Raw genomic sequence first — 24,670 nt, 5'->3', positions numbered from 1 at the left:
CCCAAAAAACGGATATGCCCCCGATTCATCGCGCCCACCCCGGCTTACGCTTCTGCACAAAAGCCTGAGTCCCCTCAATCCCTTCTTCCCCACCCACCGCCTCGGCAAACCACTCGGCAGCCTGGTCCAGCAAAGGCCCCAAAGCCTGCTCACCACTGGCCAACACCAACGCCTTGGTCCGCGCATTAGCCCGGGGAGCACAGCGCAAAACCTGCCCCAACACCTCATCCACCCGCTCCGCCAACGCCTGCGAATCGTGCTCCACAAAATGCACCAACCCCAACCGCTGCGCCTCAACCCCATCAAACCGCGCCGCGGTCAAAGCCAGCCGCCGTGCCTGAGTCAACCCAACGCGCTTCACCACAAACGGCGCAATCTGCGCCGGCAGCAGCCCCAGGCTGGTCTCCGGCAACCCAAACTGCGCCTGATGATCCGCAATCGCCACATCACTGACACACACCAGCCCAAACCCACCGCCCAACACCGCCCCCTGCAGCACCACGATCACCACCTGCGGCAGCGCCTCAACCTCCTGCAACAGCGTGCCAAACGCCCGGTTCAACGCCTGCAAGCCACCCGCGGCCCCCGCGCGAGCCATGTCCTTCACATCCCCGCCCGCCGAAAAATGCCCACCCGCGCCACTGATAACCAGTGCCCGTACGCTCTGGTCCCCAGCCACATCCGCCAGCACCGCGCGCAGTTCCTCGACCATCTCCAAGCTCATGGCATTGCGGCTGTCGGGCCGGTTGAGGGTCACGTGCAACACCCCGTTATGCGGCTCCAGCAGCAACGTATTCACGACTTTTTCCCCGGCAGGGTGCCCATCAATTTGCAGATGATCCCCAGCATGATCTCGTCCGCCCCCCCGCCAATCGACACCAGCCGCACATCCCGATAAGCCCGGGCCACCGGGTTGTCCCACATGAATCCCATGCCGCCCCAGTATTGCAGGCAACTGTCGCTGACTTCCCGACCCAGGCGCCCGGCCTTGAGCTTGGCCATGGAGGCCAGGCGTGTCACGTCCTGGCCCTTGATGTACTGCTCGGTGGCCTGGTACACCAGCGCCCGCAGGCACTCGATTTCGGTGGACAGTTCGGCCAGGCGAAAGTGGATCACCTGGTTGTCGATCAACGCCTTGCCGAAGGTCTTGCGCTCCTTGCAGTACTCGATGGTGCTGTCGATGCAGTACTCCAGGCCCTTGACCATATTGGCCGCGCCAAACAGCCGCTCTTCCTGGAACTGCAACATCTGCATCATGAACCCCGCGCCTTCGTGGCCGATGCGGTTGCGCTGGGGGATGCGCACGTCGTCGAAAAACACCTGGGCGGTTTCCGAACTGTGCATGCCGAGTTTTTCCAGCGGCGGACTGACGCTGATGCCGGGGGTGTTCATCGGCACCATGATCAGTGACTTGTTGATGTGTGGCTTGTCGTCCGACGTGTTGGCCAGCAGGCAGATAAAGTCGGCACTCGGCGAGTTGGTGATCCACATCTTGCTGCCGTTGATCACGTAGTCGCTGCCGTCCTTGCGGGCATGGGTTTTCAGCCCGGCCACGTCGGAGCCGGCGCCGGTTTCCGAGACGCCGATGCAGCCCACCTGTTCGCCGCTGATGGCCGGGCGCAGGAATTCGTCGCGCAGTTCATCGGAGCCGAAGCGGGCCAGGGCCGGGGTGCACATGTCGGTTTGCACGCCGATGGACATGGGGATGCCGCCGCAACGGATGCTGCCGAACTCTTCGGCGGCGACGATGGAATAGCTGTAGTCGAGACCCATGCCACCGAATTTTTCCGGCTTGGAGATGCCCAGTAATCCGAGGTCACCGGCCTTGCGGAAGATCTCGTGGATCGGGAAGCGCCCGGCCTTTTCCCATTCATCCACGTGCGGGTTGATCTCGCGCTCGACAAAGCCGCGGACGGTGCGGCGCAATTCTTCGTGTTCCTGGGTGAAGATCATTTTTATTGTTCTCCTGAGGGTTTAGAACCGCGCCACACCAAAGCTGTTGGGCTGCAACTGCCGCACTTCGGCCTCATGGCAGATGTCCAGCAGAAACCCCAGCAAGGTCCGGGTGTCCCGTGGATCAATCAGCCCGTCGTCCCACAGGTTCGCACTGCCGTAGAGCGCGGTGGACTGGCTGTCGAGTTTCTGGGCGGTGACCTGTTCGAGCATGTCGAGCACCTTGGGATCAGGCACCAGGCCGTCTTTCAGTTGCTTGGCCTCGGTGACGATCCGCAGCACCTTGCCGGCCTGGGCGCCGCCCATCACGGCGGTGCGGCTGTTGGGCCAGGCGAAGATAAAACGCGGGTCGAGGCCTCGGCCGCACATCGCGTAGTTGCCGGCGCCGTAGGAGCCGCCGACGACGATGGTCAGCTTCGGTACCCGGGCATTGGCCACCGCCTGGATCATCTTCGCACCGTGCTTGATCACGCCTTGCTGTTCCGACTCGGTGCCCACCATGAAGCCGGTGGTGTTATGGAAGAACAGCAGGGGCGTCCGGCTCTGGTCGCACAGCTGGATAAATTGCGCGGCCTTGCTCGCGCCCTTCGGCGTGATCGGCCCGTTGTTGCCGATAAAACCGCAAGCGCGGCCCTGGATATGCAGGTGGCCGCAGACGGTGTGTGGGTCGAACTCGCCCTTGAATTCGAGGAAGTTGGAACCGTCCGCCAGCCGCGCGAGGATTTCCCGCACGTCATAGGGTTTTTTCGGGTCGTCGGGGATCAGTCCCAGCAGCTCTTCAATCGGGTACAGCGGCTCGCTATACGTGCGTTTTTGCACGACCGGCAAACGGTCATCCCACGGCAACAGGCTGACGATCTCGCGCACGATGCGCACACCGTCAGCGTCGTTTTCCGCCAGGTACTCAGCGGTGCCCGCGGTTTGTGCGTGCATTTCGGCGCCGCCCAACGCTTCGTCGGTGGCGATTTCGCCGGTGGCGGCCTTGAGCAGTGGCGGGCCGGCCAGAAACAGTTTGGCTTTACCGCGCACCACCACCACGTAATCCGAAAGCCCTGGCTGATACGCGCCGCCCGCCGTGGCCGAGCCATGCACCACGGTGATCTGCGGCAGGCCCATGGCCGACATCCGCGCCTGGTTGGCGAAGCTGCGGGCGCCTTCGACGAAAATCTCGGCGGCGTAGTTGAGGTTGGCGCCGCCGCTTTCCGCCAGGGTCACGACCGGCAGTTTGTTTTCCATGGCGATCTGTTGCAGGCGCAGGGATTTTTTCAGGCCCGAAGGGGAGATGGTCCCGCCCTTGATCGCGCTGTTGTTGGCCACCACCAGCATACGCACGCCGCTGACGTAGCCGATACCGGCGATCAACCCGCCGCCGGCGGCGCTGCCGTCCTTGTCGTCGTGCAGCTTGTAGCCGGCCAGGCTTGCCAGTTCGAGGAACGGCGCGCCGGGGTCCAGCAGCAAATTGAGGCGTTCCCGCGGCAGCAGTTGCCCGCGCTTGTCGAACTTGGCCTTGGCTTCAGCTGCCTTGGCCAGCAGGTTTTGCTCCAACTGGCGCAGTTGATTGACGCCCGTGAGCATCGCTTCGCGGTTCTGCGCGAATGGCACGCTGTGGGCGTCGAGTTGCGAGTCGATCACCGGCATGGCTTATTTCTCCTCCTTGAGCACATCCGGCACGTAGGCCCGGTGGAAACCATTAAAGGACACGCTCGGTGGTTGCGCCTTGTGCAGCGGCCAGGCGCGGCTGCCGAGGCTGGCGGCGCCGTCGATGCGCAGGGTGCTGCCGCTGACGAACGCGGCGGCGGGGCTGAGCAAAAACACAATCGCCGCGCTGACTTCCGATTCGGTGCCGATGCGCTTGAGCGGCACATGCTCGCGCAAGGTCGGAATCACCGCCTTGAACGCACCTTCGTAAGTGTCCATGCCGCTGGAGGCAATCCAGCCGGGCGCCACGGCGTTGACCCGCACCCCGGCGTAACCCCATTCGAAGGCGGCGGTCTTGGTGAAGTTGTCCATGCCCGAACGCGCCGCGCCGGAGTGGCCCATGCCCGGCATGCCGCCCCACATGTCGGCGAGCATGTTGACGATCGACCCGCCGTGCTTGCTCATGCACTGGTTGAACACTTCCCGAGCCATCAGGAAACCACCCACCAGGTTGGTGCGCAACACGGTTTCAAAGCCCTTCTGGTTGATCGACGCGAGCGGCGAGGGGTACTGGCCGCCGGCGTTATTCACCAGGCCATGAATCGGGCCGTGTTCCTGCAGAACCTGGCTGACCAGCGCCTTGACCGCCTCTTCATCACGGATGTCGCAGGCCTGCCAACTGGCGCGGCCGCCGTCTTCAACAATCTCTGCCGCCACCGTTTGCAGTTTTTCCGGCTTGCGCCCCACCAGAATCACATGGGCGCCAAGGGCCGCCAGTTCGTGGGCGGTGCAGCGGCCAATGCCACTGCCGCCGCCGGTGACGATAATGCTCTGCCCCTGGAACAGGTCGGCTTTGAAGATCGAGTCGAAGGCCACGGCGTGGGTCCTTTAAGTGAGTTGATCGGCGATGTGCTGCGGCACGGCAATCGGGATTTCCAGCAGTTGCTGGGCGAAGGCCTTGCCTTGCGGGTCGATGCGCAGGCTGGCAATCCCGCCGCCACCCAGGGCGTTTTCCAGCAGGAAGTTCAGGCTGTGGCTGCCGGGCAAGTACCAGCGTTCGACGCGGCCGTGAATCGGGTCGAGCACGTGGCTCATCCAGTCGACGATCACTTCGGGCGTCAGCGCTTCGGCGATCCACGGCAGGTACTCGGGGTCGCGGGCGATCACCCCGATGTTGCTGTGGTTGCCCTTGTCGCCGGAGCGGGCCACGGCCAGTTTGACCAGCGGCACGTTGGCGTCGGCGCGACCCTGGGGTTTGGGCGGGTCAATCAATTCGATTGACGTGTTCAACGGTTCGGCGACAGGCAACTCGCAGGCATGCCGTTCGCCAAGGAAATCGACCTGCAATGGGCAGACGCTTTTATCGATCAGGAACGAAAACAGCCGAATCAGCGGGTACACCGTGGGCCGCCCGCCGACGATGCCGGTAAGCCCCGGCGCCATGCCGGTGGCTGCCTGGGCAATCTCCCGGGCGAACAGCACCAGCGCCTGTTTGTTGGGGTGACGCACCGCCAGTTTCACCACCACTTCGCGGCAGTCCTGGCGTTGGGCGTGGGGGCCGTAGGTGGCTTCGCTGCCCAGCAGTTCGATGTTGATGTCGGTGTAGGGCGCCCAGCCGCGCTGGCTGAACAGTTCTGATGTCTTGTTGATGATCGCCTGGCTGACCCGCTCGGCCTTGGCCACTGCGTCGATCCCGGCGATCAGGCAACTGGCGGTGCAGCGAAAGCCGTCCGGGTAGGTGGCGCTGACCTTGTATTGGTCGGTCGGTGGCAGGCCTTTGGCGCCGTGCAGGTGCACGCGGTTTTTGCCTTGCTGTTGGAGTTTCACCTGGCTGAAGTCGCAGATCACGTCGGGCAATAAGTAGGCGCGCGGGTCGCCGATTTCATACAACAGTTGCTCGGCGACGCTCAGTTCGCTGATCAGCCCGCCGGTGCCGTCTACTTTGCTGACGGTGAACTGGCCGTCGGCACTGACCTCCACAATCGGGAAACCGATGTGTTCGTAGTCCGGCACTTCCCGCCAATCGGTGAAGTTGCCGCCGGTGCACTGGGCGCCACATTCGATGATATGCCCGGCCAATGCCGCCTGGGCCAGGCGGTCGTAATCCTGCCAGGACCAGTCGAACTCATGCACCAGCGCCGCGCTGACCACCGCGCTGTCGACCACACGGCCAGTGATGACGATATCGGCACCGAGCTTCAGCGCCTGCACGATGCCCGGCGCGCCGAGGTAGGCGTTGGTGGACACGCACATCGCCGGCAGCGGCGCGCCGCTGAACATGTCGGTGATGCCGTGCAACTGCTTGAACTGCGGTTGCAGGTCATCCCCCAGCAGCACGGCGATCTTCAATGGAATTCGGGCCAGGTCGCAGGCCGCCTGCAACGCGGCAGCGCAGGCCTGGGGGTTGATCCCGCCGGCATTGCTGATCACGCGAATGCCCTGGCGCTGGATATCCGCCAACAGCGGCGTCAGCACTTCGACGAAGTCCGTGGCATAGCCGGCCTGGGGATCCTTCATCCGTGCCCCGGCCAGGATCGACATCGTGACTTCCGCCAGGTAGTCGAACACCAGGTAATCCAGCGCGCCGCCGTGCACCAACTGAGCAGCGGCGGTGCAGGTGTCGCCCCAGAAGGCGCTGGCGCAGCCGATGCGTACCGTCTTGTTCATGGGGCGTCCTTCCTCCGGTTGGATGAGTCGAGACTACCAAGCAAGCGCTTGGTTTGTAAACTCTGGTCACAACTTTGCCCCAAGCGCTTGCTTGGTTGGCTGCCACGGCCTAAATTGCCGGCCAAGACGTAATCAGAAGTTAAGGAGAGCAGCATGGATGAGCAAAAAGCCCTGCGGGTGATGCGCACCATGGTCGACGCCGGCCAATTGACCGACCCCGACAGTGCCCGTGGCAAGCTGCTGCAAACCGCGGCGCACCTGTTTCGCAATAAGGGCTTTGAGCGCACCACCGTGCGTGACCTGGCCGGCGCGGTCGGGATTCAGTCCGGCAGTATCTTTCATCACTTCAAGAGCAAGGACGAAATCCTGCGGGCGGTGATGGAGGAAACCATCCACTACAACACCGCCCTGATGCGCGCTTCCCTGGCCGAAGCGAATAACGTGCGTGAACGGGTGCTGGCGCTGATTCGCTGCGAATTGCAGTCGATCATGGGCGGCAGCGGCGAGGCCATGGCGGTGCTGGTGTACGAGTGGCGCTCACTCTCGGCCGAGGGCCAGGCCCAGGTGCTGGCCCTGCGTGATATTTATGAAGACATCTGGTTGCAGGTGCTGGGAGAGGCCAAGGAGGCCGGTTATATCAGGGGCGATGTATTTATCACCCGGCGCTTTCTGACCGGCGCGTTGTCCTGGACCACCACCTGGTTTCGCGCCCAGGGCAGCATGACCCTGGAGCAACTGGCCGATGAAGCCTTGCTGATGGTGTTGAAAGCTGACTAGCCCGTTCGTGCAAGCTATTAATTGTGTGGCAGAAAGTTGTCTCGATAGACAAAAACGCCTAGCTTAGCGGGATCAAAGTTTTCGACGGTGTGTGCCTTGATGTTTTCGCCTTGGCGACTGGCTGCAGGACTCTCAATATTGGCGCTTGGCGCACTGTGGCTGATGCCGGCTTCGGCTGCCCAATTGGTGAGGATCGGTGCTGCGCATTTTCCGCCGTACACCGTGCGCCCGGAGCAGGGCGCCGACACCGGTTTGTTGCCGCAACTGGTAGAAGCCTTGAACGCGCTGCAAACCGACTACCAGTTTGTGCTGGTGCCCACCTCGATTCCCCGGCGTTTTCGCGATTTCCAGCAAGGTCGGGTCGACATGGCGATCTTCGAAAACCCGAAATGGGGTTGGCAGGATATTCCCCATACGGCGGTCGACATGGGCCTGGAAGACGCCGAAATCTTCGTCGCTCAGCGGGAGCCCGGCCGCGACCAATCCTATTTCACCGACCTGGCCGGCAAGCGCCTGGCGGTGTTCAGCGGTTATCACTACGCGTTCGCCAATTTCAACCCGGACCCCAAGTACATGGCGGAGCACTTCAACGCCACCTTGACCTATTCCCACGACAGCAACCTGCTGATGGTCGCCCGGGGTCGGGCCGACATCGCCCTGGTGACGCGCTCCTACCTCAGCGATTTCCTGGTGCGCAATGCCGACACGGCGGGGCAATTCCTGGTGTCCGAGCGAATTGACCAGGTGTACCACCACTACGCATTGCTGCGGCCCAAGGCACCGATCACCGGGCCGGCGTTCGCCGGGCTGCTCAAGCAGTTGCGGGACAATGGCCAGTTGTTGAAGATCTTCGAGCCTTACCGCATTGATGTGATGCCGGTGCCCTGATCGTCTAAATTTTTGCCCGTGGCTCACGTCACTTGTTGAACTGTCGACGATTCGTGAGCCCACCCCATGTCCAATCTGAATGACCTGTCTTCCCTGCCGTTGCCGGCGGGGCCTGCCCTGAATGCTGATGAAACTGACACGCGCCTGAGCCTTACCCTTGAAGGGCAGCCGCTGATTCGCCTGCGCCTTGAGCGGGGCGATGAGCTGCAGGTGCACTTGCAGGAGCCCGGCAGTGTGCCGGCTGCCCGTGCGTTGTGGGCGGCCTGTTACTGGTTGTTTGCCAGGGAGCCCGGGCGGCAGCGGCTGGTCTGGCGCCTTGAGCATGTGCCGGAGGATGCCTTGCGCAGTGGGTTGCTGGTGGCCACCGAGGTTGCCGGGCAGTTTTATTGCGAGCGCACGTTGTTTTGGCAATTGCCGCAACCGTGGCTGGGGCAATCCCTCACAGGGACTTATCCGCAGCAGATGATTATCAGCGCGGGTAAGCGTCATCCTGCCCGTGCGCCGAAGCCTCGGGGTGAGGTTTATCGACGGTTCGATGCGCGGTTGGGGGCGTGGATTTCACTGCGCACGGTGGAGATTGATGTTGACCTGGCGCGGTTTAATCGGTGGCAGAACAGCACGCGCGTGGCGAATTTCTGGCAGGAAAGTGGCAGCCTTGAGCAGCATCGGGAGTATCTGGACACGCTGGAAGCGGATCCTCATGCGTTGACGTTGATCGGCTGTTTCGATGATGAGCCGTTTGCGTATTTCGAGGCGTATTGGGCCAAGGAGGATCGGATTGCGCCGTTCTATGACGTGGCGGATTACGATCGTGGGATTCATATGCTGGTGGGGGAAGAGCATCACCGGGGGCCGCACAAGGTAGCGAGTTGGTTGTCGGCGTTGGTGCATTACCTGTTTCTGGATGATCCGCGTACGCAGCGGGTGGTGGCTGAGCCTCGGGCGGATAACGGGAAGATGATTGGGTATATGCAGAATCAGTGTTTCCACTGTGAGAAGGAGTTTGATTTTCCGCATAAGCGGGCGGCGTTGATGATCCTGGGGCGGGAGCGGTTTTTTGAGCGGTGTGGGTTGGTTTGAGTGTGTACATATCCGTTATTTAGGTAACGGCTGAATATGGTTTCGCTCTTACAGCGACTCACTTTGGAAGAGCCCCAAAGTAAGCAAAGGGCTCTGCCCCGCCTGTCGGCACCTCGCCTAGGCTCGGTGTTCCCTCACTCCGGCATTGCTCCGCGGGCCGCCGCGACGGGGCGTCCCTGCCCCGTCGCGGCTAAACCGGCGTCCTGCCGGTTTACCCGCTCCTCAATCCCTGCGTTCGGCCTCGGGCTTATTGGGGCAGTCAGATCAAGATCAAAATCTACAGCACAGCGGCCTACAGGCCGGCTTGAGTGGTAGAAGCCAGAGCAAAAGCCAAAGCCAAATCTGAAACTGATGCAGCTCTGCTTTTCTGTGGGAGCTGGCTTGCCTGCGATGCAGACACCTCGGTTTTTCAGGTACACCCAGTTGATGCCATCGCCGGCAAGCCAGCTCCTACAGGGGATCGTGGCCGCTTTAGATTTTGATTTTGCTTTTGCTCCACACCACTCAAGCCGGCCTGTAGGCCGCTGTGCTGTTGATCTGCTTTTGATCTTGATCTTAGGCGCCCCGTTAAACCACGCTGGCCGAACGCAGGTAGTACGGAGCGGGTAAACCGGCAGGACGCCGGTTTAGCCGCGACGGGGCAGGGACGCCCCGTCGCGGCGGCCCGCGTAGTAATGCCGGAGTGCGGGCACACCGAGCCTAGGCGAGGTGCCGAGTGGTGGGGCAAGAGCCTTTTGGTTACTTTTGGGCTCCTTTCAAAAGTGACCCGCTGTAAGAGCGGAACCCATACCAGCCATCACCCAAATAACGGATATGCACTCAGCAGCAGGGCAGGGCAGGGCAGGGCGGGGCAAAGCAAAGCCAATCAAACCCGCCGCGCAAACGTGTCGCTATGGGTCCCGGAAACCTTGCGGCAATGCACCAATGCATCCCGAATCATAAAGTTCACCAGCGTCGGCGACACCCCCAGCTCCTTGGCAATATCCTTCTGCGGCACCCCATGCAACCGGTACATCTCAAACGCATAACGCGTGCGCTGAGGCAACTCCGTCAACGCATCCGCGATGTTTTCCAGCGTAGAAAAATTGATGTGCGAAGTCTCAGGTGAAGCCCCGTGAATAACCACATTCAACCCTTCCTCTTCAGTGCCGGAATATTTCAACTCCAACGCCTGCTTGCGGTAATGATCAATGGCCAGGTTACGCACGATCTGGAACAGGTAACTGAGCTGCGCCTTGAACGATGAGGTGATAGTCGGTGCCGATTGCAACCGGAAGTAGGCATCTTGCACCACATCTTCGGCGCGGGAGCGACAGCCGGTAATACGCGCCGCGATCTTGACCAGGATCAGCCGGTTATCGACGAAGGCCTGGAGGAGGGGTGAGTCGCACCTGCCTGTGGATACTTGTTCCGTCATGGAAATCACCTTGTTGCAAGAGAAGGTTGGGGGAGGGCGTCCTTGCTGAGGCCTCCTACACATCGGGCAACAAATTATGCTTAATGATAATGATTGTCAAATGAGAAGACGAACTAATCTTATGCCTTATCGAGAGGTGTGAACCGCGTCTCGCTGACTAATTATTTCCAGGGGCCATCCGTTCTCATGGGTGACAGGCCAGTTAACAAACCGGCCAAGGATCAGCGCCTGGAGGAGGACAAAATGGGTTTTTATCGTGTGAGCGGGAGTGGTCTGAAATGAACACGCCGGCTCGATTACGCCTGTTTTGCCTGCCTTATTCCGGCGCCAGCGCCATGGTTTACAGCCGCTGGCGGCGGGTGCTGCCCGAGTGGTTGCAGGTGCGGCCGCTGGAGTTGCCGGGGCGCGGCATGCGCATGGACGAGCCGTTGCAGCGCGACATCAAGGCCCTGGCGGGGCAACTCGCCGAAGAGATCAGTGCGGAGCTGGACGGCCCCTACGCCTTGTTTGGCCACAGCCTCGGCGGTCTGCTGGCATTCGAGTTGGCCCATGCCCTGCGTGAGCGAGGTGTGCCGCAGCCACTGGCGTTGTTTGCGTCGGGCACTGCCGGCCCGGCCCGTCGGGATGTCAGCGAGTACGCCATCGAGAAAAACGACGAACAACTGATCGCCCGCCTGCGTGAACTCAAGGGCACCGGCGAAGACGTGCTGGCCAATGCCGAGCTGATGCAGTTGATGCTGCCGATCCTGCGGGCCGACTTCCTCCTGTGCGGCAGTTTTGAATACGGCGAACGTGAGCCGTTGGCCCTGCCCATCCATGTGTTTGGCGGCAAGCAGGACAGTGTGCGCGCCGATCAACTACTGGATTGGCAGCAAGACACCGCCAGCGGTTTCTCCCTCGACATGTTTGACGGTCACCACTTCTTCCTGGTGCAGCACGAAAGTTCTGTACTGCGCTGTGTGCGGCGCTATGCCGACGAACACCTGGCCCGCTGGCGCAATGGCGCGGCGCGGCAGATGGCCCGGGCGACCGGCTGAACCAGCCCACTCCGGCCACACATTCCCCGATTTCCCAGTAAGCCGATTTCAGGCAGGAACCCCATGATGGACGCCTTCGAACTTCCCCGCACCCTGGTTCAGTCCCTTCAACGCCGCGCCGCGCAAACCCCGGATCAAACGGCGTTGCGCTTTCTCGCCGAGACGGCTGAGCAGGGCGCTGTCCTCAGCTACCGTGACCTTGACCTGCGCGCCCGCACGATCGCCGCCGCCTTGCAGGCCAGCGCCGGGCTGGGTGATCGCGCGGTGCTGTTGTTCCCCAGTGGGCCGGATTACGTCGCGGCGTTTTTTGGTTGCCTGTATGCCGGGGTGATCGCGGTGCCGGCGTATCCGCCGGAGTCCGCTCGCCGTCATCATCAGGAGCGGCTGCTGTCGATCATCGCGGACGCCGAGCCCCGGTTACTGCTGACCACCGCCAGCCTCGGTGATTCGCTGCAGCAACTGGAAGGTGCGCCGCAGCTGCTGTGCGTCGACCAACTGAGTGCCGACATCGCCACCGACTGGGTGGCGCCGAACCTTTCGGACGATGACATCGCGTTCCTGCAATACACCTCCGGCTCCACCGCGTTGCCCAAGGGGGTGCAAGTCACCCACGGCAACCTGGTGGCCAACGAACTGCTGATTCGCCGGGGCTTTGGCATCGACCTGAACCCCGATGACGTGATCGTCAGCTGGCTGCCGCTGTACCACGACATGGGCCTGATCGGCGGCCTGCTGCAACCGATCTTCAGTGGGGTGCCGTGCGTCTTGATGTCGCCGGCGTACTTCCTCGGCCGGCCACTGCGCTGGCTGGAAGCGATCAGCGAATACGGCGGCACCATCAGCGGCGGGCCGGACTTTGCCTATCGGCTGTGCAGCGAGCGGGTCAGTGATTCGGCCCTGGAGCGCCTGGACTTGAGCAAGTGGCGCGTGGCGTATTCCGGCTCGGAGCCGATCCGCCTCGATACCCTGGAACGCTTCGCCGAGAAGTTCGCCGCCTGCGGTTTCACCCCGAACAGTTTCTTCGCCTCCTACGGGTTGGCTGAAGCCACGCTGTTTGTTGCCGGCGGCACCCGAGGCCAGGGCATCCCGGCCCTGCGCCTGGACGACAAGGCCCTGGCCGCCAACCGCGCCGAGCCGGGGCAGGGCGCGGCGATCATGAGTTGCGGCACCAGCCAGCCTGAACATGCCGTGTTGATTGCCGACCCCGCCAGCCTGATGACGCTCCCTGACAATGCCGTGGGTGAAATCTGGGCTGCCGGCCCGAGCATCGCCCACGGTTACTGGCGCAACCCGCAAGCCACCGCCAAGACCTTCGTCCAGCACGCTGGTCGCACCTGGCTGCGGACCGGCGACCTGGGTTTTATCCGCGAAGGTGAGGTGTTCATCACCGGCCGCCTCAAAGACCTGCTGATCGTGCGGGGCCACAACCTTTACCCTCAGGACATCGAGCAAGCCATCGAGCGTGAAGTGGAAGTGGTGCGCAAGGGCCGCGTCGCGGCGTTTGCGGTGAATGACAACGGCCAGGAAGGCATCGGCATCGCCGCGGAAATCAGCCGCAGCGTGCAAAAAATCCTGCCGCCCGAAGCGTTGATCAAGGCGATCCGCCAAGCGGTGGCCGAAGCCTGCCAGGAAGCCCCGAGCGTGGTGGTGTTGCTTAACCCAGGTGGCTTGCCGAAAACCTCCAGCGGCAAGGTGCAGCGTTCGGCTTGCCGCACGCGCCTGGCGGATGGCAGTCTCGACAGTTATGCGCAGTTCCCCGGCGTGCAGGCCCAGGCCGGTGATGCGGCGCTGGAATCCGAACTGCACAGCCAGATTGCCGCGATCTGGTGCGAGCAATTGCAGGTGGCGCAAGTCGCTGCCGACGATCACTTCTTTCTGCTGGGGGGCAACTCCATCAGCGCCACCCAGGTGGTCGCCCGGCTGCGGGAAACCCTGGGTCTGGAGCTGAACCTGCGCCTGTTGTTCGAAGCGCCAACCCTGGCTGCCTTCGCCGCCAGCGTCGCGCAATTGCAGCAGGACGGCGGCGTCGCCCAAGGCGCGATCCATGCCCTGTCGCGTCAGGAAGACTTGCCGCAATCCCTGGCACAAAACCGCCTGTGGATCACCTGGCAACTGGACCCGCACAGCAGCGCCTACACCATCCCCGGCGGCCTGCGTTTGCGCGGCGAGCTGGACGAAGACGCGGTGCGTGTGAGCTTCCAGCAACTGATCCAGCGCCACGAAGCCTTGCGCACGCGCTTCTTTGAACGCGATGGCCAAGCCTTCCAGCGAGTCGACGCCAAGGTTGATTTCGAGCTGCAAGTCATCGACCTCAGCGACCTGCCTGCCGCCGAGCGCGAAGCCCGCGCGAACCAGATCCGCGAAGACGAAGCCCGCACCCAGTTCGACCTGGAGAAAGGCCCGTTGCTGTGGGTGACGCTGGTGCGCCTGGACGACGAAGACCACCAATTGCTGGTGACGATGCACCACATCATCGCGGACGGTTGGTCGCTCACAGTATTGATCGACGAATTCTCGCGCCTGTATGCCGCAGCGTCCCAGGGCCAAACCCTTGAGCTGCCGGCGCTGGCCCTGCAATACGCCGACTACGGCAGCTGGCAGCGCCAGTGGCTGGCCGAAGGCGAGAGCCAGCGGCAACTGGCTTACTGGAAAACACAGCTTGGCGACGAACACCCGACCCTGAGCCTGGCCACCGATCACCCGCGCTCGGCTCAAACGGTACGCAGTGCTTCACGCCACAGTGTGCGTTTGAGTGCGAGCCTCGGCGAAGCCATTCGCAAGACCGCCCAAACCCACGAATCCACCCCGTTCATGCTGTTGCTCGCCGCGTTCCAGAGCTTGCTCCATCGCTACAGCGGCCAGCGCGATATCCGCATCGGCGTGCCCAACGCCAACCGTCCGCGCCAGGAAACCCAGGGCCTGATCGGGTTCTTTATCAACACCCTTGTGCTGCGCGCCGAACTGGATGCACGCCTGCCCTTCGCCGAGTTGCTGGCGGCGACGCGAACCACCGCGCTGGGTGCCCAGGCCCATCAGGACCTGCCGTTCGAGCAGTTGCTGGAAGCCTTTCCGCAAGCCCGGGAACAAGGCCTGTTCCAGGTGATGTTCAACCACCAGCAACGCGACCTGAGTGCCTTGCGCCGCCTGCCGGGCCTGCTCGCCGACGAGCTGGCGTGGCACAGCCGCGAAGCCAAGTTCGACCTGCAACTGCACAGCGAAGAAGACCGTAACGGGCGCCTGAGCCTGTCCTTCGACTACGCCGACGAGCTGTTCGACGCCGCGACTATCGAGCGTCTGGCCGAGCACTTCATCAACCTGCTGCAAGCCGCCTGCGAACAACCGCAACAGGCCATCGGCGACTTGAAACTGCTGCATGACGACGAGCACACGCAGCAACACCAGTGGAGCGCTGCACCTTGCGCGGCGGCGCAGCAGTGGCTGCCGGAACAACTCAACCAACAGGTCTCGGAACGCACCGCGCTGGTGTGGCAGGACGGCAGCCTGACCTTCGCCCAACTGCACACCCAGGCCAACCGCCTGGCCCATTACCTGCGGGACAAGGGCGTCGGCCCGGACGTGTGCGTGGCCATCGCCGCCGAGCGCTCGCCGCAACTGTTGATCGGCCTGCTGGCGATCATCAAGGCCGGCGGCGCCTACGTGCCCCTGGACCCGGATTACCCGGCCGACCGCCTGGCCTACATGCTCAAGGACAGCGGCGTGCAACTGCTGCTGACCCAGACTTCTCTGCTGGAACAACTGCCTACGGCTGAAGGCGTCAGTGTCATCGCGATGGACAGCCTCAAGCTGGAGAGTTGGCCAACCCACGCGCCGGGCCTGCACTTGAATGGCGACAACCTGGCCTACGTGATCTACACCTCGGGCTCCACCGGCCAGCCCAAGGGCGTGGGCAACACCCATGCCGCGCTGGCCGAGCGCTTGCAGTGGATGCAAGCCACCTACCTACTGGATGAAACCGATGTGCTGATGCAAAAGGCGCCCATCAGTTTCGACGTGTCGGTGTGGGAATGCTTCTGGCCGCTGATCACCGGTTGCCGGCTGGTACTGGCCGGGCCGGGTGAGCACCGCGATCCCCATCGCATCGCCCAGTTGGTGCAGGAACACGGCGTGACCACGCTGCACTTTGTGCCGCCGCTGTTGCAGCTGTTTGTCGATGAACCTTTGGCCGCCGAATGCACCAGCCTGCGCCGCCTGTTCTCCGGCGGCGAAGCGTTGCCCGCCGAGTTGCGCAACCGGGTGCTGGCGCAGTTGCCGGCGGTGCAGTTGCACAACCGGTATGGCCCCACCGAAACCGCGATCAACGTGACGCACTGGCATTGCCAGGCGGATGACGGCGAGCGCTCGCCGATTGGCCGGCCACTGGGCAATGTGATTTGCCGGGTGCTGGATGATCAGTTCAACCCGCTGCCAACGGGTGTGCCGGGTGAATTGTGCATCGGCGGCATCGGCCTGGCGCGGGGGTACCTCGGGCGTGCGGGGCTGACCGCTGAACGGTTTGTCGCCGACCCGCTGGGCGAGGCGGGCGCACGCCTGTATCGCACCGGTGACCGCGTGCGCTGGGCTGCCGACGGTGTTTTGGAATACCTCGGGCGCCTGGATCAGCAGGTGAAGTTGCGCGGCTTCCGTGTCGAACCGGAAGAAATCGAAGCGCGTCTATTGGCCCTCGACGGCATCGCCCAAGCGGTGGTGCTGGTGCGCGAAACCGCTGCCGGTGCGCAGTTGATCGGTTACTACACCGCCAGCGAAGCGCTGGATGAACAGGACGTAAAAACCGCCCTGGCCGCCGAGCTGCCGGAGTACATGGTGCCGGCGCAGTTGATGCGCCTGGACGCTATGCCCCTGAGCCCCAGCGGCAAACTGGATCGGCGCGCCTTGCCGGAACCGGTGTGGCGGGTGCGTGAACACGTCGAACCTGAAACACCGCTGGAACAGCAAATCGCCGCGATCTGGCGCGAAGTGCTGGCCCTGCCGCGCATCGGCCTGCGGGACGACTTCTTTGCCCTCGGCGGCCATTCGTTGCTGGCCACGCAAATCATCTCCCGTACCCGCCAGGCCTGCGACGTCGAGCTGCCGCTGCGCACGCTGTTCGAAGCCAGCGAACTGGGGGCTTTCGCCGAACAGGTCCGCCTGATCCAGGCCTCGGGCCAACGCAATCAACAACTGGCCATCGGCAAGGTCGACCGCAGCCAACCGGTGCCGCTGTCCTATTCCCAGCAGCGCATGTGGTTCCTCTGGCAGATGGAACCGGACAGCCCGGCGTATAACGTCGGCGGCATGGCGCGGCTGCGTGGCGTGCTGGACGTGGGGCGTTTCGAGGCGGCGTTGCAGGCTTTGATCATGCGTCACGAAACCCTGCGCACCACCTTCCCGAGCATCAACGGCGTGGCGCAGCAGAAGGTCGCGGCGCAAACCGGTGTGCGCATGGATTGGCAGGATTTCTCGGGGTTCAATCAAGCCGAGCGCGAACGCCGTGTGCAGCAACTGGCCGACCATGAAGCCCATACGCCTTTCAATCTGGAGACGGGGCCGTTGCTGCGTGCCTGCCTGGTCAAGGCCGGCGAGCAGGAACATTACCTGGTGCTGACCCTGCACCATATCGTCACCGAAGGCTGGGCCATGGACATCTTTGCCCGTGAACTCAGCGCGCTGTACGAAGCCTTTATCGACGACCGCGAATCGCCGCTGGCGCCGCTGCCGGTGCAGTACCTCGACTACAGCGTGTGGCAACGGCAGTGGCTGGAGTCCGGTGAGCGCCAGCGCCAGCTGGATTATTGGACCGCGCAACTGGGCACCGAGCATCCACTGCTGGAACTGCCGGGTGACCGTCCGCGGCCACCGGTGCAAAGTCATCAGGGCGAGCTGTACCGTTTCGATTTGAGCGATGACCTCGCCGCCCGTGTGCGAGCGTTCAACGCCGAGCGTGGTTTGACCTTGTTCATGACCATGACCGCCACCCTCGCCGTGTTGCTGTACCGCTACAGCGGCCAGACCGACCTGCGCATCGGTGCGCCGGTGGCCAACCGGATTCGCCCGGAAAGCGAAGGGCTGATCGGCGCGTTTCTCAACACCCAGGTGCTGCGTTGCCAGCTCAACGGGCAGATGAGCGTCGGGGAATTGTTCGAGCAGGTGCGTCACACGGTGATCGAAGGCCAGTCCCATCAGGACCTGCCGTTCGACCACTTGGTGGAGGCCCTGCAGCCACCCCGCAGCGCGGCGTACAACCCGCTGTTCCAGGTGATGTGCAACGTGCAGCGCTGGGAGTTCCAGCAAAGCCGCACGCTGGCCGGGATGACCGTCGAGTACCTGGCCAATGATGCCCGCGCCACCAAGTTCGACCTCAACCTGGAAGTCACCGACCTCGACCATCGCCTGGGCTGCTGTCTGACTTACAGCACCGATCTGTTCGACGAGCCGCGTATTGCCCGCATGGCCGCGCATTGGCAAAACCTGCTGGAAGCTTTGCTCGCCGATCCGCACCAGCGCCTGAGCGAGTTGCCGTTGCTGGAAGCCGCCGAACAGCGCGCCCTGCAAGACAGCCTGGGCATTGAAGCCGGCGAACATCGCCTCGACCAGTGCATCCATCACCTGTTCAGCGAGCAGGCCCTGGCCCGTCCGGATGCCCCGGCGTTGACCTTTGCCGGGCAGACCCTGAGCTACAGCGAACTCGACGGCCGCGCCAACCGCCTGGCCTGGATGCTGCGCGAGCGTGGCGTAGGCCCGCAGGTGCGGGTCGGTCTGGCGCTGCCGCGTTCGCTGGAGATGGTCGTCGGCCTGCTGGCAATCCTCAAGGCCGGTGGCGCCTACGTGCCGCTGGACCCGGAATACCCGCTGGACCGCCTGCACTACATGATCGAAGACAGTGGCATCGGCCTGCTGCTCAGTGACGCCGCGATGTTCGACGCGCTGGGTGAATTGCCCGCCAGCGTGGGCCGTTGGTGCCTGGAAGAAGACCAGCCGACCCTGGCCGCGTACCCGGCCAGCGAGTTACCGTTAATCAGCCTGCCGCAACATCAGGCGTACCTGATCTACACCTCCGGCTCCACCGGCAAGCCCAAGGGCGTGGTGGTGTCCCACGGTGAAATCGCCATGCATTGCCAGGCGGTGATCGAGCGCTTCGGAATGCGCCCGGATGACTGCGAGCTGCACTTCTATTCCATCAACTTTGACGCCGCCACCGAGCGTCTGCTGGTGCCGTTGCTCAGCGGTGCGCAGGTGGTATTGCGGGCCCAGGGCCAATGGGATGCGGAAGAAATCTGCGGGCTGATTCGTCAGCACCGCATCAATATCCTCGGCTTTACCCCGAGCTACGGCAGCCAGTTGGCGCAATGGCTGGCCACGCAAAACCAGACCCTGCCGGTGCGCATGTGCATCACCGGCGGGGAGGCCTTGACCGGCGAACACCTGCAGCGTATTCGCGCCGCGTTCAAGCCGGCGCTGTTTTTCAACGCCTATGGCCCGACCGAAACGGTAGTGATGCCGCTGGCCAGTCTTGCCCCGCAAACCCTGGAGGAGGGCGCCGGCAGCGTGCCGATCGGCAGCATCATCGGCGCGCGTGTGGCCTACATCCTGGACGCGGATCTGGCCCTGGTGCCGCAAGGCGCCACCGGCGAGTTGTACGTCGGCGGTGCCGGCCTGGCCCAGGGTTATCACCAGCGCCCGGGCATGACGGCGGAGCGGTTTGTGGCTGATCCGTTTGCTACGAACGGCGGTCGCCTGTATCGCACCGGCGACCTGGTGCGCCAGCGTGCCGATGGCCTGGTGGAGTACCTCGGCCGTATTGACCATCAAGTAAAGATTCGCGGTTTCCGTATCGAGCTGGGGGAAATTGAAACCCGCCTGCTGGAGCACACAGCGGTGCGTGAAGCGGTGGTGCTGACGCTGGACTCACCGAGTGGCAAACAGTTGGTGGCCTACCTGGTCAGCGACGAAGAACAGGGCGCCTTGCGTGAATCCCTCAAGAACCATCTGAAAGCACAGCTGCCGGACTACATGGTGCCCGCGCACCTGATCGTCCTCGACAGCATGCCGCTGACCGCCAACGGCAAGCTCGACCGTCGAGCCTTGCCGCAGCCGGACCCCGAGGCGAACCGTCAACAGTACGTGGCGCCGCGCAACGAGTTGGAGCAAACCCTGGCGGCGATCTGGTGTGCGGTATTGAACGTGCAGCAGGTCGGACTCGACGATAACTTCTTTGAGTTGGGCGGCGACTCGATCCTGTCGATCCAGGTGGTCAGCCGGGCACGGCAGGCGGGGATTCATTTCAGCCCGCGTGATCTGTTCCAGCACCAGACCGTACAGACCCTGGCCGCCGTAGCGACCCGCACCGAGCAGGTCATCGCCGAGCAAGGCGTGTTGACCGGCGCGTCCGGGCTGACACCCATCCAGCACTGGTTCTTCGACACCGACATCCCGGAGCGCCAGCACTGGAACCAGGCATTGCTGCTGGAGCCGGTTCAGGCCCTCGAACCCCATCGCCTGGAACAGGCGCTGCTGGCGGTGCTGGAACACCACGACGCCTTGCGCCTGAGCTTCACCCGGCGCGACGCGCAATGGCACGCCGAACACTTGGCGGTACCGGAAGGCGGTTTGCTGTTGCAAGCCCAGGTGGCGGACATGGAGCAGTGCCACGCGCTGTTCACCGACACCCAACGCAGCCTCAACCTTGCCCATGGCCCGCTGCTGCGCGCGTTGCTGGTGGACGGGCCGCAAGGCCAGCGTCGCCTGCTGATCGCGATCCATCACCTGGTGGTGGACGGCGTTTCCTGGCGCGTGTTGCTGGAAGATTTGCAGACCGTGTATCGCCAGTTGAGCGACGGCCAACCCGTCAGCCTGCCCGCCAAGACCAGCGCCTTGCGCGACTGGGCGGCGCGCTTGCAGGCCTATGCCGGCAGCGAATCCCTGCGTGAAGAACTGGACGTGTGGCAGCAGCAGTTGGCTGGCCCCACCGTTGAATTGCCGGTGGATCGCCCGCAAGGTTCGCTGCGCAATCGTGACGCGGATACCGTCAGCGTGCGCCTGGATGCCGAGCGCACGCGCCAGCTGTTGCAGCAGGCACCGAGCGCCTACCGCACCCAGGTCAACGATTTGCTGCTGACCGCCCTGGCCCGTGTGCTGTGCCGCTGGAGCGGCCACACGTCGGCCCTGATCCAGCTCGAAGGCCACGGCCGCGAAACCCTGTTTGACGAGATCGACCTGACCCGCAGCGTGGGCTGGTTCACCAGCGCTTACCCGCTGCGCCTGACTCCGCTGCACATCGAAGAAGCGGCCGGGCAGGGCGCCTCGATCAAGGCGATCAAGGAGCAATTGCGCGGCGTGCCCCACAAAGGTCTGGGGTATGGCGTGCTGCGCTACCTGGCCGACGACCTGTGCCGCCAGACCATGGCCGCGTTGCCGACGGCCAGCATCACCTTCAACTACCTTGGCCAGTTCGACCAGAGCTTTGGCGCCGACGCGCTGTTTCACCCGCTGGACGAATTTGCCGGGATTGCCCACGACCCGGACGCGCCGCTGCCTAACGAGCTGAGCGTCGACAGCCAGGTGTATGGCGGTGAGCTGGTGCTGCGCTGGACTTTCAGCCGCGAGCGCCACGACAGCCAGACCATCACTGAACTGGCGGACGCTTACCTGGCGGAATTGCAGAGTCTGATCGAGCATTGCCTCAAGCCAGACGCGGGCGGCCTCACGCCGTCGGACTTCCCGCTGGCGCACCTGACCCAAGGGCAACTCGACGCGCTGCCGGTGCCGGCCACGGCCATCGAAGATGTGTACCCGCTGACGCCGATGCAGGAAGGCTTGCTGCTGCACACCCTGCTGGAACCGGGCACTGGCCTCTACTACATGCAGGACCGCTACCGCATCAACAGCGCCCTGGACCCGGAGCGTTTCGCCCAGGCCTGGCAGGCAGTGATCGCCCGGCATGAAGCGTTGCGTGCCTCGTTCTGCTGGAACGTCGGTGAAGACATGCTGCAGGTTATCCACAAGCCGGGCAGCACGCCGATCGAATACCTCGACTGGAGCGCTGATCCTGAAAGTGAACAGGAACCGCGTCTGCAAGCGTTGCTCAAATGCGAGCGTGAAGCCGGCTTCGATCTGCTCAACCAGGCGCCGTTCCACCTGCGGCTGATCCGCGTGGGCGAGGCGCGCTACTGGTTCATGATGAGCAACCACCACATCCTGATCGATGCCTGGTGCCGCTCGCTGTTGATGAATGATTTCTTCGACATCTACATGGCCCTCGGCGAAGGCCGTGACGCGCAACTGGCGACGCCACCGCGTTACCGCGATTACATCGCCTGGCTGCAACGCCAGAACCTGGCCGAGGCGCGCCAGTGGTGGCAGCAGAACCTGCAAGGCTTTGAGCGCACCACGCCGATCCCGAGCGACCGGCCGTTCCTGCGCGAACACGCGGGCCACAGCGGCGGCATGGTGGTGGGTGACTGCTACACCCGCCTCGATGTGCGCGATGGCGCGCAATTGCGCGAGCTGGCCCAGGCTCATCAACTGACGGTGAACACCTTCGCCCAGGCGGCGTGGGCCCTGGTGCTGCGGCGCTTGAGTGGTGATCGCGACGTACTGTTCGGCGTCACCGTGGCCGGGCGCCCGGTGGAAATGCCGGAGATGCAGCGCACGGTCGGGCTGTTTATCAACAGCATCGCGTTGCGGGTCAAGCTGCCAGAGGATGACCAGACGTGCAGCGTGCGCCAATGGTTGAGCGGCCTGCTCGACAGCAACATGCAACTGCGCGAGTACGAATACCTGCCGCTGGTGACTATCCAGGAGCACAGCGAACTGCCCAAGGGTCAGCCGCTGTTCGACAGCCTGTTCGTGTTCGAAAACGCCCCGGTGGAAGTCTCGGTGCTGGACCGTGCGCAAAGCCTGAATGCCACCTCGGATTCCGGTCGCACCCACACCAACTTCCCGTTGACCGCCGTGTGCTACCCGGGCGATGACCTGGGCTTGCACCTGTCCTACGACCAGCGTTATTTCGATGAAACCACCGTGCAAGGCATGCTCGGTGAGTTCAAGCGCCTGCTGCTTGCGCTGGTGCAGGGCTTCCACGGTGACATGGCCGACTTGCCGCTGATTGGTGAGCAGGAGCGTGAGTTCCTGGTGGACGGCTGCAACCAGAGCGCGCATGAATACCCGCTGGAGCGTAGTTACGTCGAGCTGTTCGAGGAGCAAGTGGCACGGCATCCACAACGGATTGCCGCCAGTTGCCTGGATCAGCAATGGAGCTATGCGGAGCTGAACCGGCGCAGCAACCGCCTGGGCCATGCGCTGATTGCCGCCGGTGTCGGGCTGGATCAACCGGTGGCGTTGCTGGCCGAGCGTAATCTGGATTTGCTGGGCATGATCATCGGCAGCTTCAAGGCCGGGGCGGGTTACTTGCCGCTGGACCCGGGGCTGCCGAGCCAGCGCTTGAGCCGGATTATCGACCTCAGTCGTACACCGTTGCTGGTGTGCACCGAGGCGTGCCTTGAGCAGGCGCAGGTATTGCTGGAAGAGTTCGCCTGTGGCGCGCGGCCGAAGCTGTTGGTCTGGGAAGAACTGGTGGGTTCAGAGCAGAACCCGGGCATCTACAGCGGCCCGGATAACCTGGCCTACGTGATCTACACCTCGGGCTCCACTGGCCTGCCCAAGGGCGTGATGGTCGAACAGCGCGGCATGCTGAATAACCAGTTGAGCAAGGTGCCGTACCTGAATTTGAGCGAGAGCGATGTGATTGCCCAAACCGCTTCGCAAAGCTTCGATATCTCGGTGTGGCAATTCCTCGCGGCGCCGCTGTTCGGAGCGCGGGTGGACATTGTGCCGAACACCCTTGCCCATGATCCGCAAGGCTTGTTGGCTCACGTCCAGGCCCAGGGCATTACCGTGCTCGAAAGCGTGCCGTCGCTGATCCAGGGCATGCTCGCCCAGGATCGGATCAGTCTGGATGGTTTGCGCTGGATGCTGCCGACGGGTGAGGCGATGCCGCCGGAGCTGGCTCACCAGTGGTTGCTGCGTTACCCGGATATTGGCCTGGTCAACGCGTATGGCCCGGCGGAGTGCTCGGATGACGTGGCGTTCTTCCGCGTCGACCTGGCGTCGACCCGTGGCACTTACCTGCCGATTGGCACGCCGACCGACAACAACCGTTTGTACCTGCTGGATGGCGCGCTGGAGTTGGTGCCCCAAGGCGCCGTCGGCGAGTTGTGCGTGGCCGGGACTGGCGTGGGTCGTGGCTATGTCAGCGACCCGTTGCGCACGGCGCAAGCGTTTGTGCCGAATCCATTTGGTGCGGACCGGTTGTACCGAACAGGGGATTTGGCCCGCCGTCGCAGTGATGGGGTGTTGGAATATGTCGGTCGCATCGACCATCAGGTGAAGATTCGGGGTTACCGGATCGAACTGGGAGAAATCGAAGCGCGCCTGCATGAGCAACCGGAAGTTCGCGATGCGGCCGTCGGGGTGCAGGAGGGCGTCAATGGCAAACATCTGGTGGGCTACCTGGTGGCGGCGGATGCGCAGCTAAACCCGGGTGAGCGCCTTGATCGCATCAAGCAACGCCTGCGGGCCGAGCTGCCGGAGTACATGGTGCCGTTGCATTGGCTGTGGCTCGACCGTTTGCCGCTGAACGCCAACGGCAAGCTCGACCGCAAGGCCTTGCCGGCGCTGGAGATCGGCCAGTTGCAGAGCCAGGATTATCTGGCGCCGCGCAATGAGCTGGAGCAGACGTTGGCCGGGATCTGGGCCGAGGTGCTCAAGGTCGAGCGCGTCGGCGTGCAGGACAACTTCTTCGAACTGGGCGGGCATTCGTTGCTGGCCACGCAGATTGCTTCACGGGTGCAGAAGACGCTGCAGCGGGATGTGCCGTTGCGGGCGATGTTCGAGTGCAGCACGGTGGAGGAATTGGCGGGGTATATCGACGGGCTGGCGGCGAATGAGATCAGCGCGGAGAAGGTGGATCGGCTGAGTGATTTGATGGCGGAGCTGGAGGGGTTGTAAGGCGCTGAATCTTCGCTGTTTGTGACGGCCTCATCGCAGGCATCAACACCCCCATTTTTCAGGGCATCGGTACGCTAGTCTTGACTGGCCGGGATTGATTACCACCGGTCTGAAATTCGCCTGTTTCAAGGCGAACCTGTGAATTCTGACAGTAGGCGGTGACTGCATTTCAGCGTGTGATAGGACGGTGCCAGAGGAAATTCTGGCGCTC

Annotated in this window: 11 protein-coding genes; 5 read left to right on the top strand and 6 right to left on the bottom strand. The window is 63.3% G+C overall.

The genetic code is table 11. The features are described from left to right. Positions 1-25 precede the first annotated feature (25 nt). The 5 genes from HKK54_RS00290 to HKK54_RS00270 are packed head-to-tail and all read right to left on the bottom strand — an operon-like array spanning position 26 to position 6,258. Positions 26-799 (bottom strand): enoyl-CoA hydratase/isomerase family protein, encoded by a 774-nt coding sequence (locus HKK54_RS00290; protein ID WP_169385867.1) that lies wholly within the window; start codon positions 797-799, stop codon positions 26-28. After that, entirely contained in the window at positions 796-1,953 is a 1,158-nt protein-coding gene (gene atuD / locus HKK54_RS00285) for a citronellyl-CoA dehydrogenase (RefSeq protein WP_169385866.1), read from the bottom strand. The genes HKK54_RS00290 and atuD overlap by 4 nt, the downstream gene beginning before the upstream one ends. A 21-nt stretch (positions 1,954-1,974) precedes the next feature. Beyond that, positions 1,975-3,591 carry a geranyl-CoA carboxylase subunit beta gene (gene atuC, locus HKK54_RS00280; RefSeq protein ID WP_169385865.1) on the bottom strand — a complete coding sequence of 539 codons (1,617 nt, stop codon included), beginning with the start codon at positions 3,589-3,591 and terminating at the stop codon, positions 1,975-1,977. A 3-nt stretch (positions 3,592-3,594) separates the two neighbouring features. Next, entirely contained in the window at positions 3,595-4,467 is an 873-nt protein-coding gene (locus tag HKK54_RS00275; protein ID WP_169385864.1) for an SDR family oxidoreductase, read from the bottom strand. A gap of 12 nt (positions 4,468-4,479) precedes the next feature. Further along, positions 4,480-6,258: an acyclic terpene utilization AtuA family protein gene (locus HKK54_RS00270; RefSeq protein WP_169385863.1), complete on the bottom strand. Its 1,779-nt coding sequence runs from the start codon at positions 6,256-6,258 to the stop codon at positions 4,480-4,482. Positions 6,259-6,411: 153 nt separating this feature from the next. Between HKK54_RS00270 and HKK54_RS00265 the strand changes: the two genes are divergently transcribed. From HKK54_RS00265 to HKK54_RS00255, 3 genes are all read left to right on the top strand, one after another. After that, entirely contained in the window at positions 6,412-7,035 is a 624-nt protein-coding gene (locus HKK54_RS00265; protein WP_010166492.1) for a TetR/AcrR family transcriptional regulator, read from the top strand. Positions 7,036-7,134: 99 nt separating this feature from the next. Beyond that, positions 7,135-7,923: a substrate-binding periplasmic protein gene (locus HKK54_RS00260; protein WP_169385862.1), complete on the top strand. Its 789-nt coding sequence runs from the start codon at positions 7,135-7,137 to the stop codon at positions 7,921-7,923. A gap of 66 nt (positions 7,924-7,989) precedes the next feature. After that, complete coding sequence (locus HKK54_RS00255) at positions 7,990-9,003, top strand: GNAT family N-acetyltransferase (protein ID WP_010166496.1); 1,014 nt, start codon at positions 7,990-7,992, stop codon at positions 9,001-9,003. 865 nt (positions 9,004-9,868) lie between these two features. Here the strand turns inward: HKK54_RS00255 and HKK54_RS00250 are convergent. Beyond that, entirely contained in the window at positions 9,869-10,420 is a 552-nt protein-coding gene (locus HKK54_RS00250; protein ID WP_076953019.1) for an RNA polymerase factor sigma-70, read from the bottom strand. A 278-nt stretch (positions 10,421-10,698) separates the two neighbouring features. Here HKK54_RS00250 and HKK54_RS00245 point away from each other — a divergent pair, with 278 nt between their 5' ends. Together HKK54_RS00245 and HKK54_RS00240 are read left to right on the top strand one after the other, a co-directional pair. Then, positions 10,699-11,457, top strand: coding sequence for a thioesterase II family protein (locus HKK54_RS00245; protein WP_010166501.1), 759 nt, complete (start codon positions 10,699-10,701; stop codon positions 11,455-11,457). Positions 11,458-11,520: 63 nt separating this feature from the next. After that, complete coding sequence (locus HKK54_RS00240) at positions 11,521-24,459, top strand: non-ribosomal peptide synthetase (protein WP_169385861.1); 12,939 nt, start codon at positions 11,521-11,523, stop codon at positions 24,457-24,459. Positions 24,460-24,670 lie beyond the last annotated feature (211 nt).

It is taken from the genome of Pseudomonas sp. ADAK13 (assembly GCF_012935715.1).
GTDB lineage: Bacteria > Pseudomonadota > Gammaproteobacteria > Pseudomonadales > Pseudomonadaceae > Aquipseudomonas.
This window is presented reverse-complemented; position numbering and strand designations above follow the sequence as displayed.

Excerpts from the sequence above, each read along its gene's own strand:
- atuC (WP_169385865.1), bottom strand. The coding sequence starts at position 3,591 with ATGCCGGTGATCGACTCGCAACTCGACGCCCACAGCGTGCCATTCGCG.
- HKK54_RS00260 (WP_169385862.1), top strand. The coding sequence starts at position 7,135 with ATGTTTTCGCCTTGGCGACTGGCTGCAGGACTCTCAATATTGGCGCTT.
- HKK54_RS00240 (WP_169385861.1), top strand. The coding sequence starts at position 11,521 with ATGATGGACGCCTTCGAACTTCCCCGCACCCTGGTTCAGTCCCTTCAA.
- HKK54_RS00270 (WP_169385863.1), bottom strand. The coding sequence starts at position 6,258 with ATGAACAAGACGGTACGCATCGGCTGCGCCAGCGCCTTCTGGGGCGAC.
- HKK54_RS00250 (WP_076953019.1), bottom strand. The coding sequence starts at position 10,420 with ATGACGGAACAAGTATCCACAGGCAGGTGCGACTCACCCCTCCTCCAG.
- atuD (WP_169385866.1), bottom strand. The coding sequence starts at position 1,953 with ATGATCTTCACCCAGGAACACGAAGAATTGCGCCGCACCGTCCGCGGC.
- HKK54_RS00265 (WP_010166492.1), top strand. The coding sequence starts at position 6,412 with ATGGATGAGCAAAAAGCCCTGCGGGTGATGCGCACCATGGTCGACGCC.
- HKK54_RS00245 (WP_010166501.1), top strand. The coding sequence starts at position 10,699 with ATGAACACGCCGGCTCGATTACGCCTGTTTTGCCTGCCTTATTCCGGC.
- HKK54_RS00255 (WP_010166496.1), top strand. The coding sequence starts at position 7,990 with ATGTCCAATCTGAATGACCTGTCTTCCCTGCCGTTGCCGGCGGGGCCT.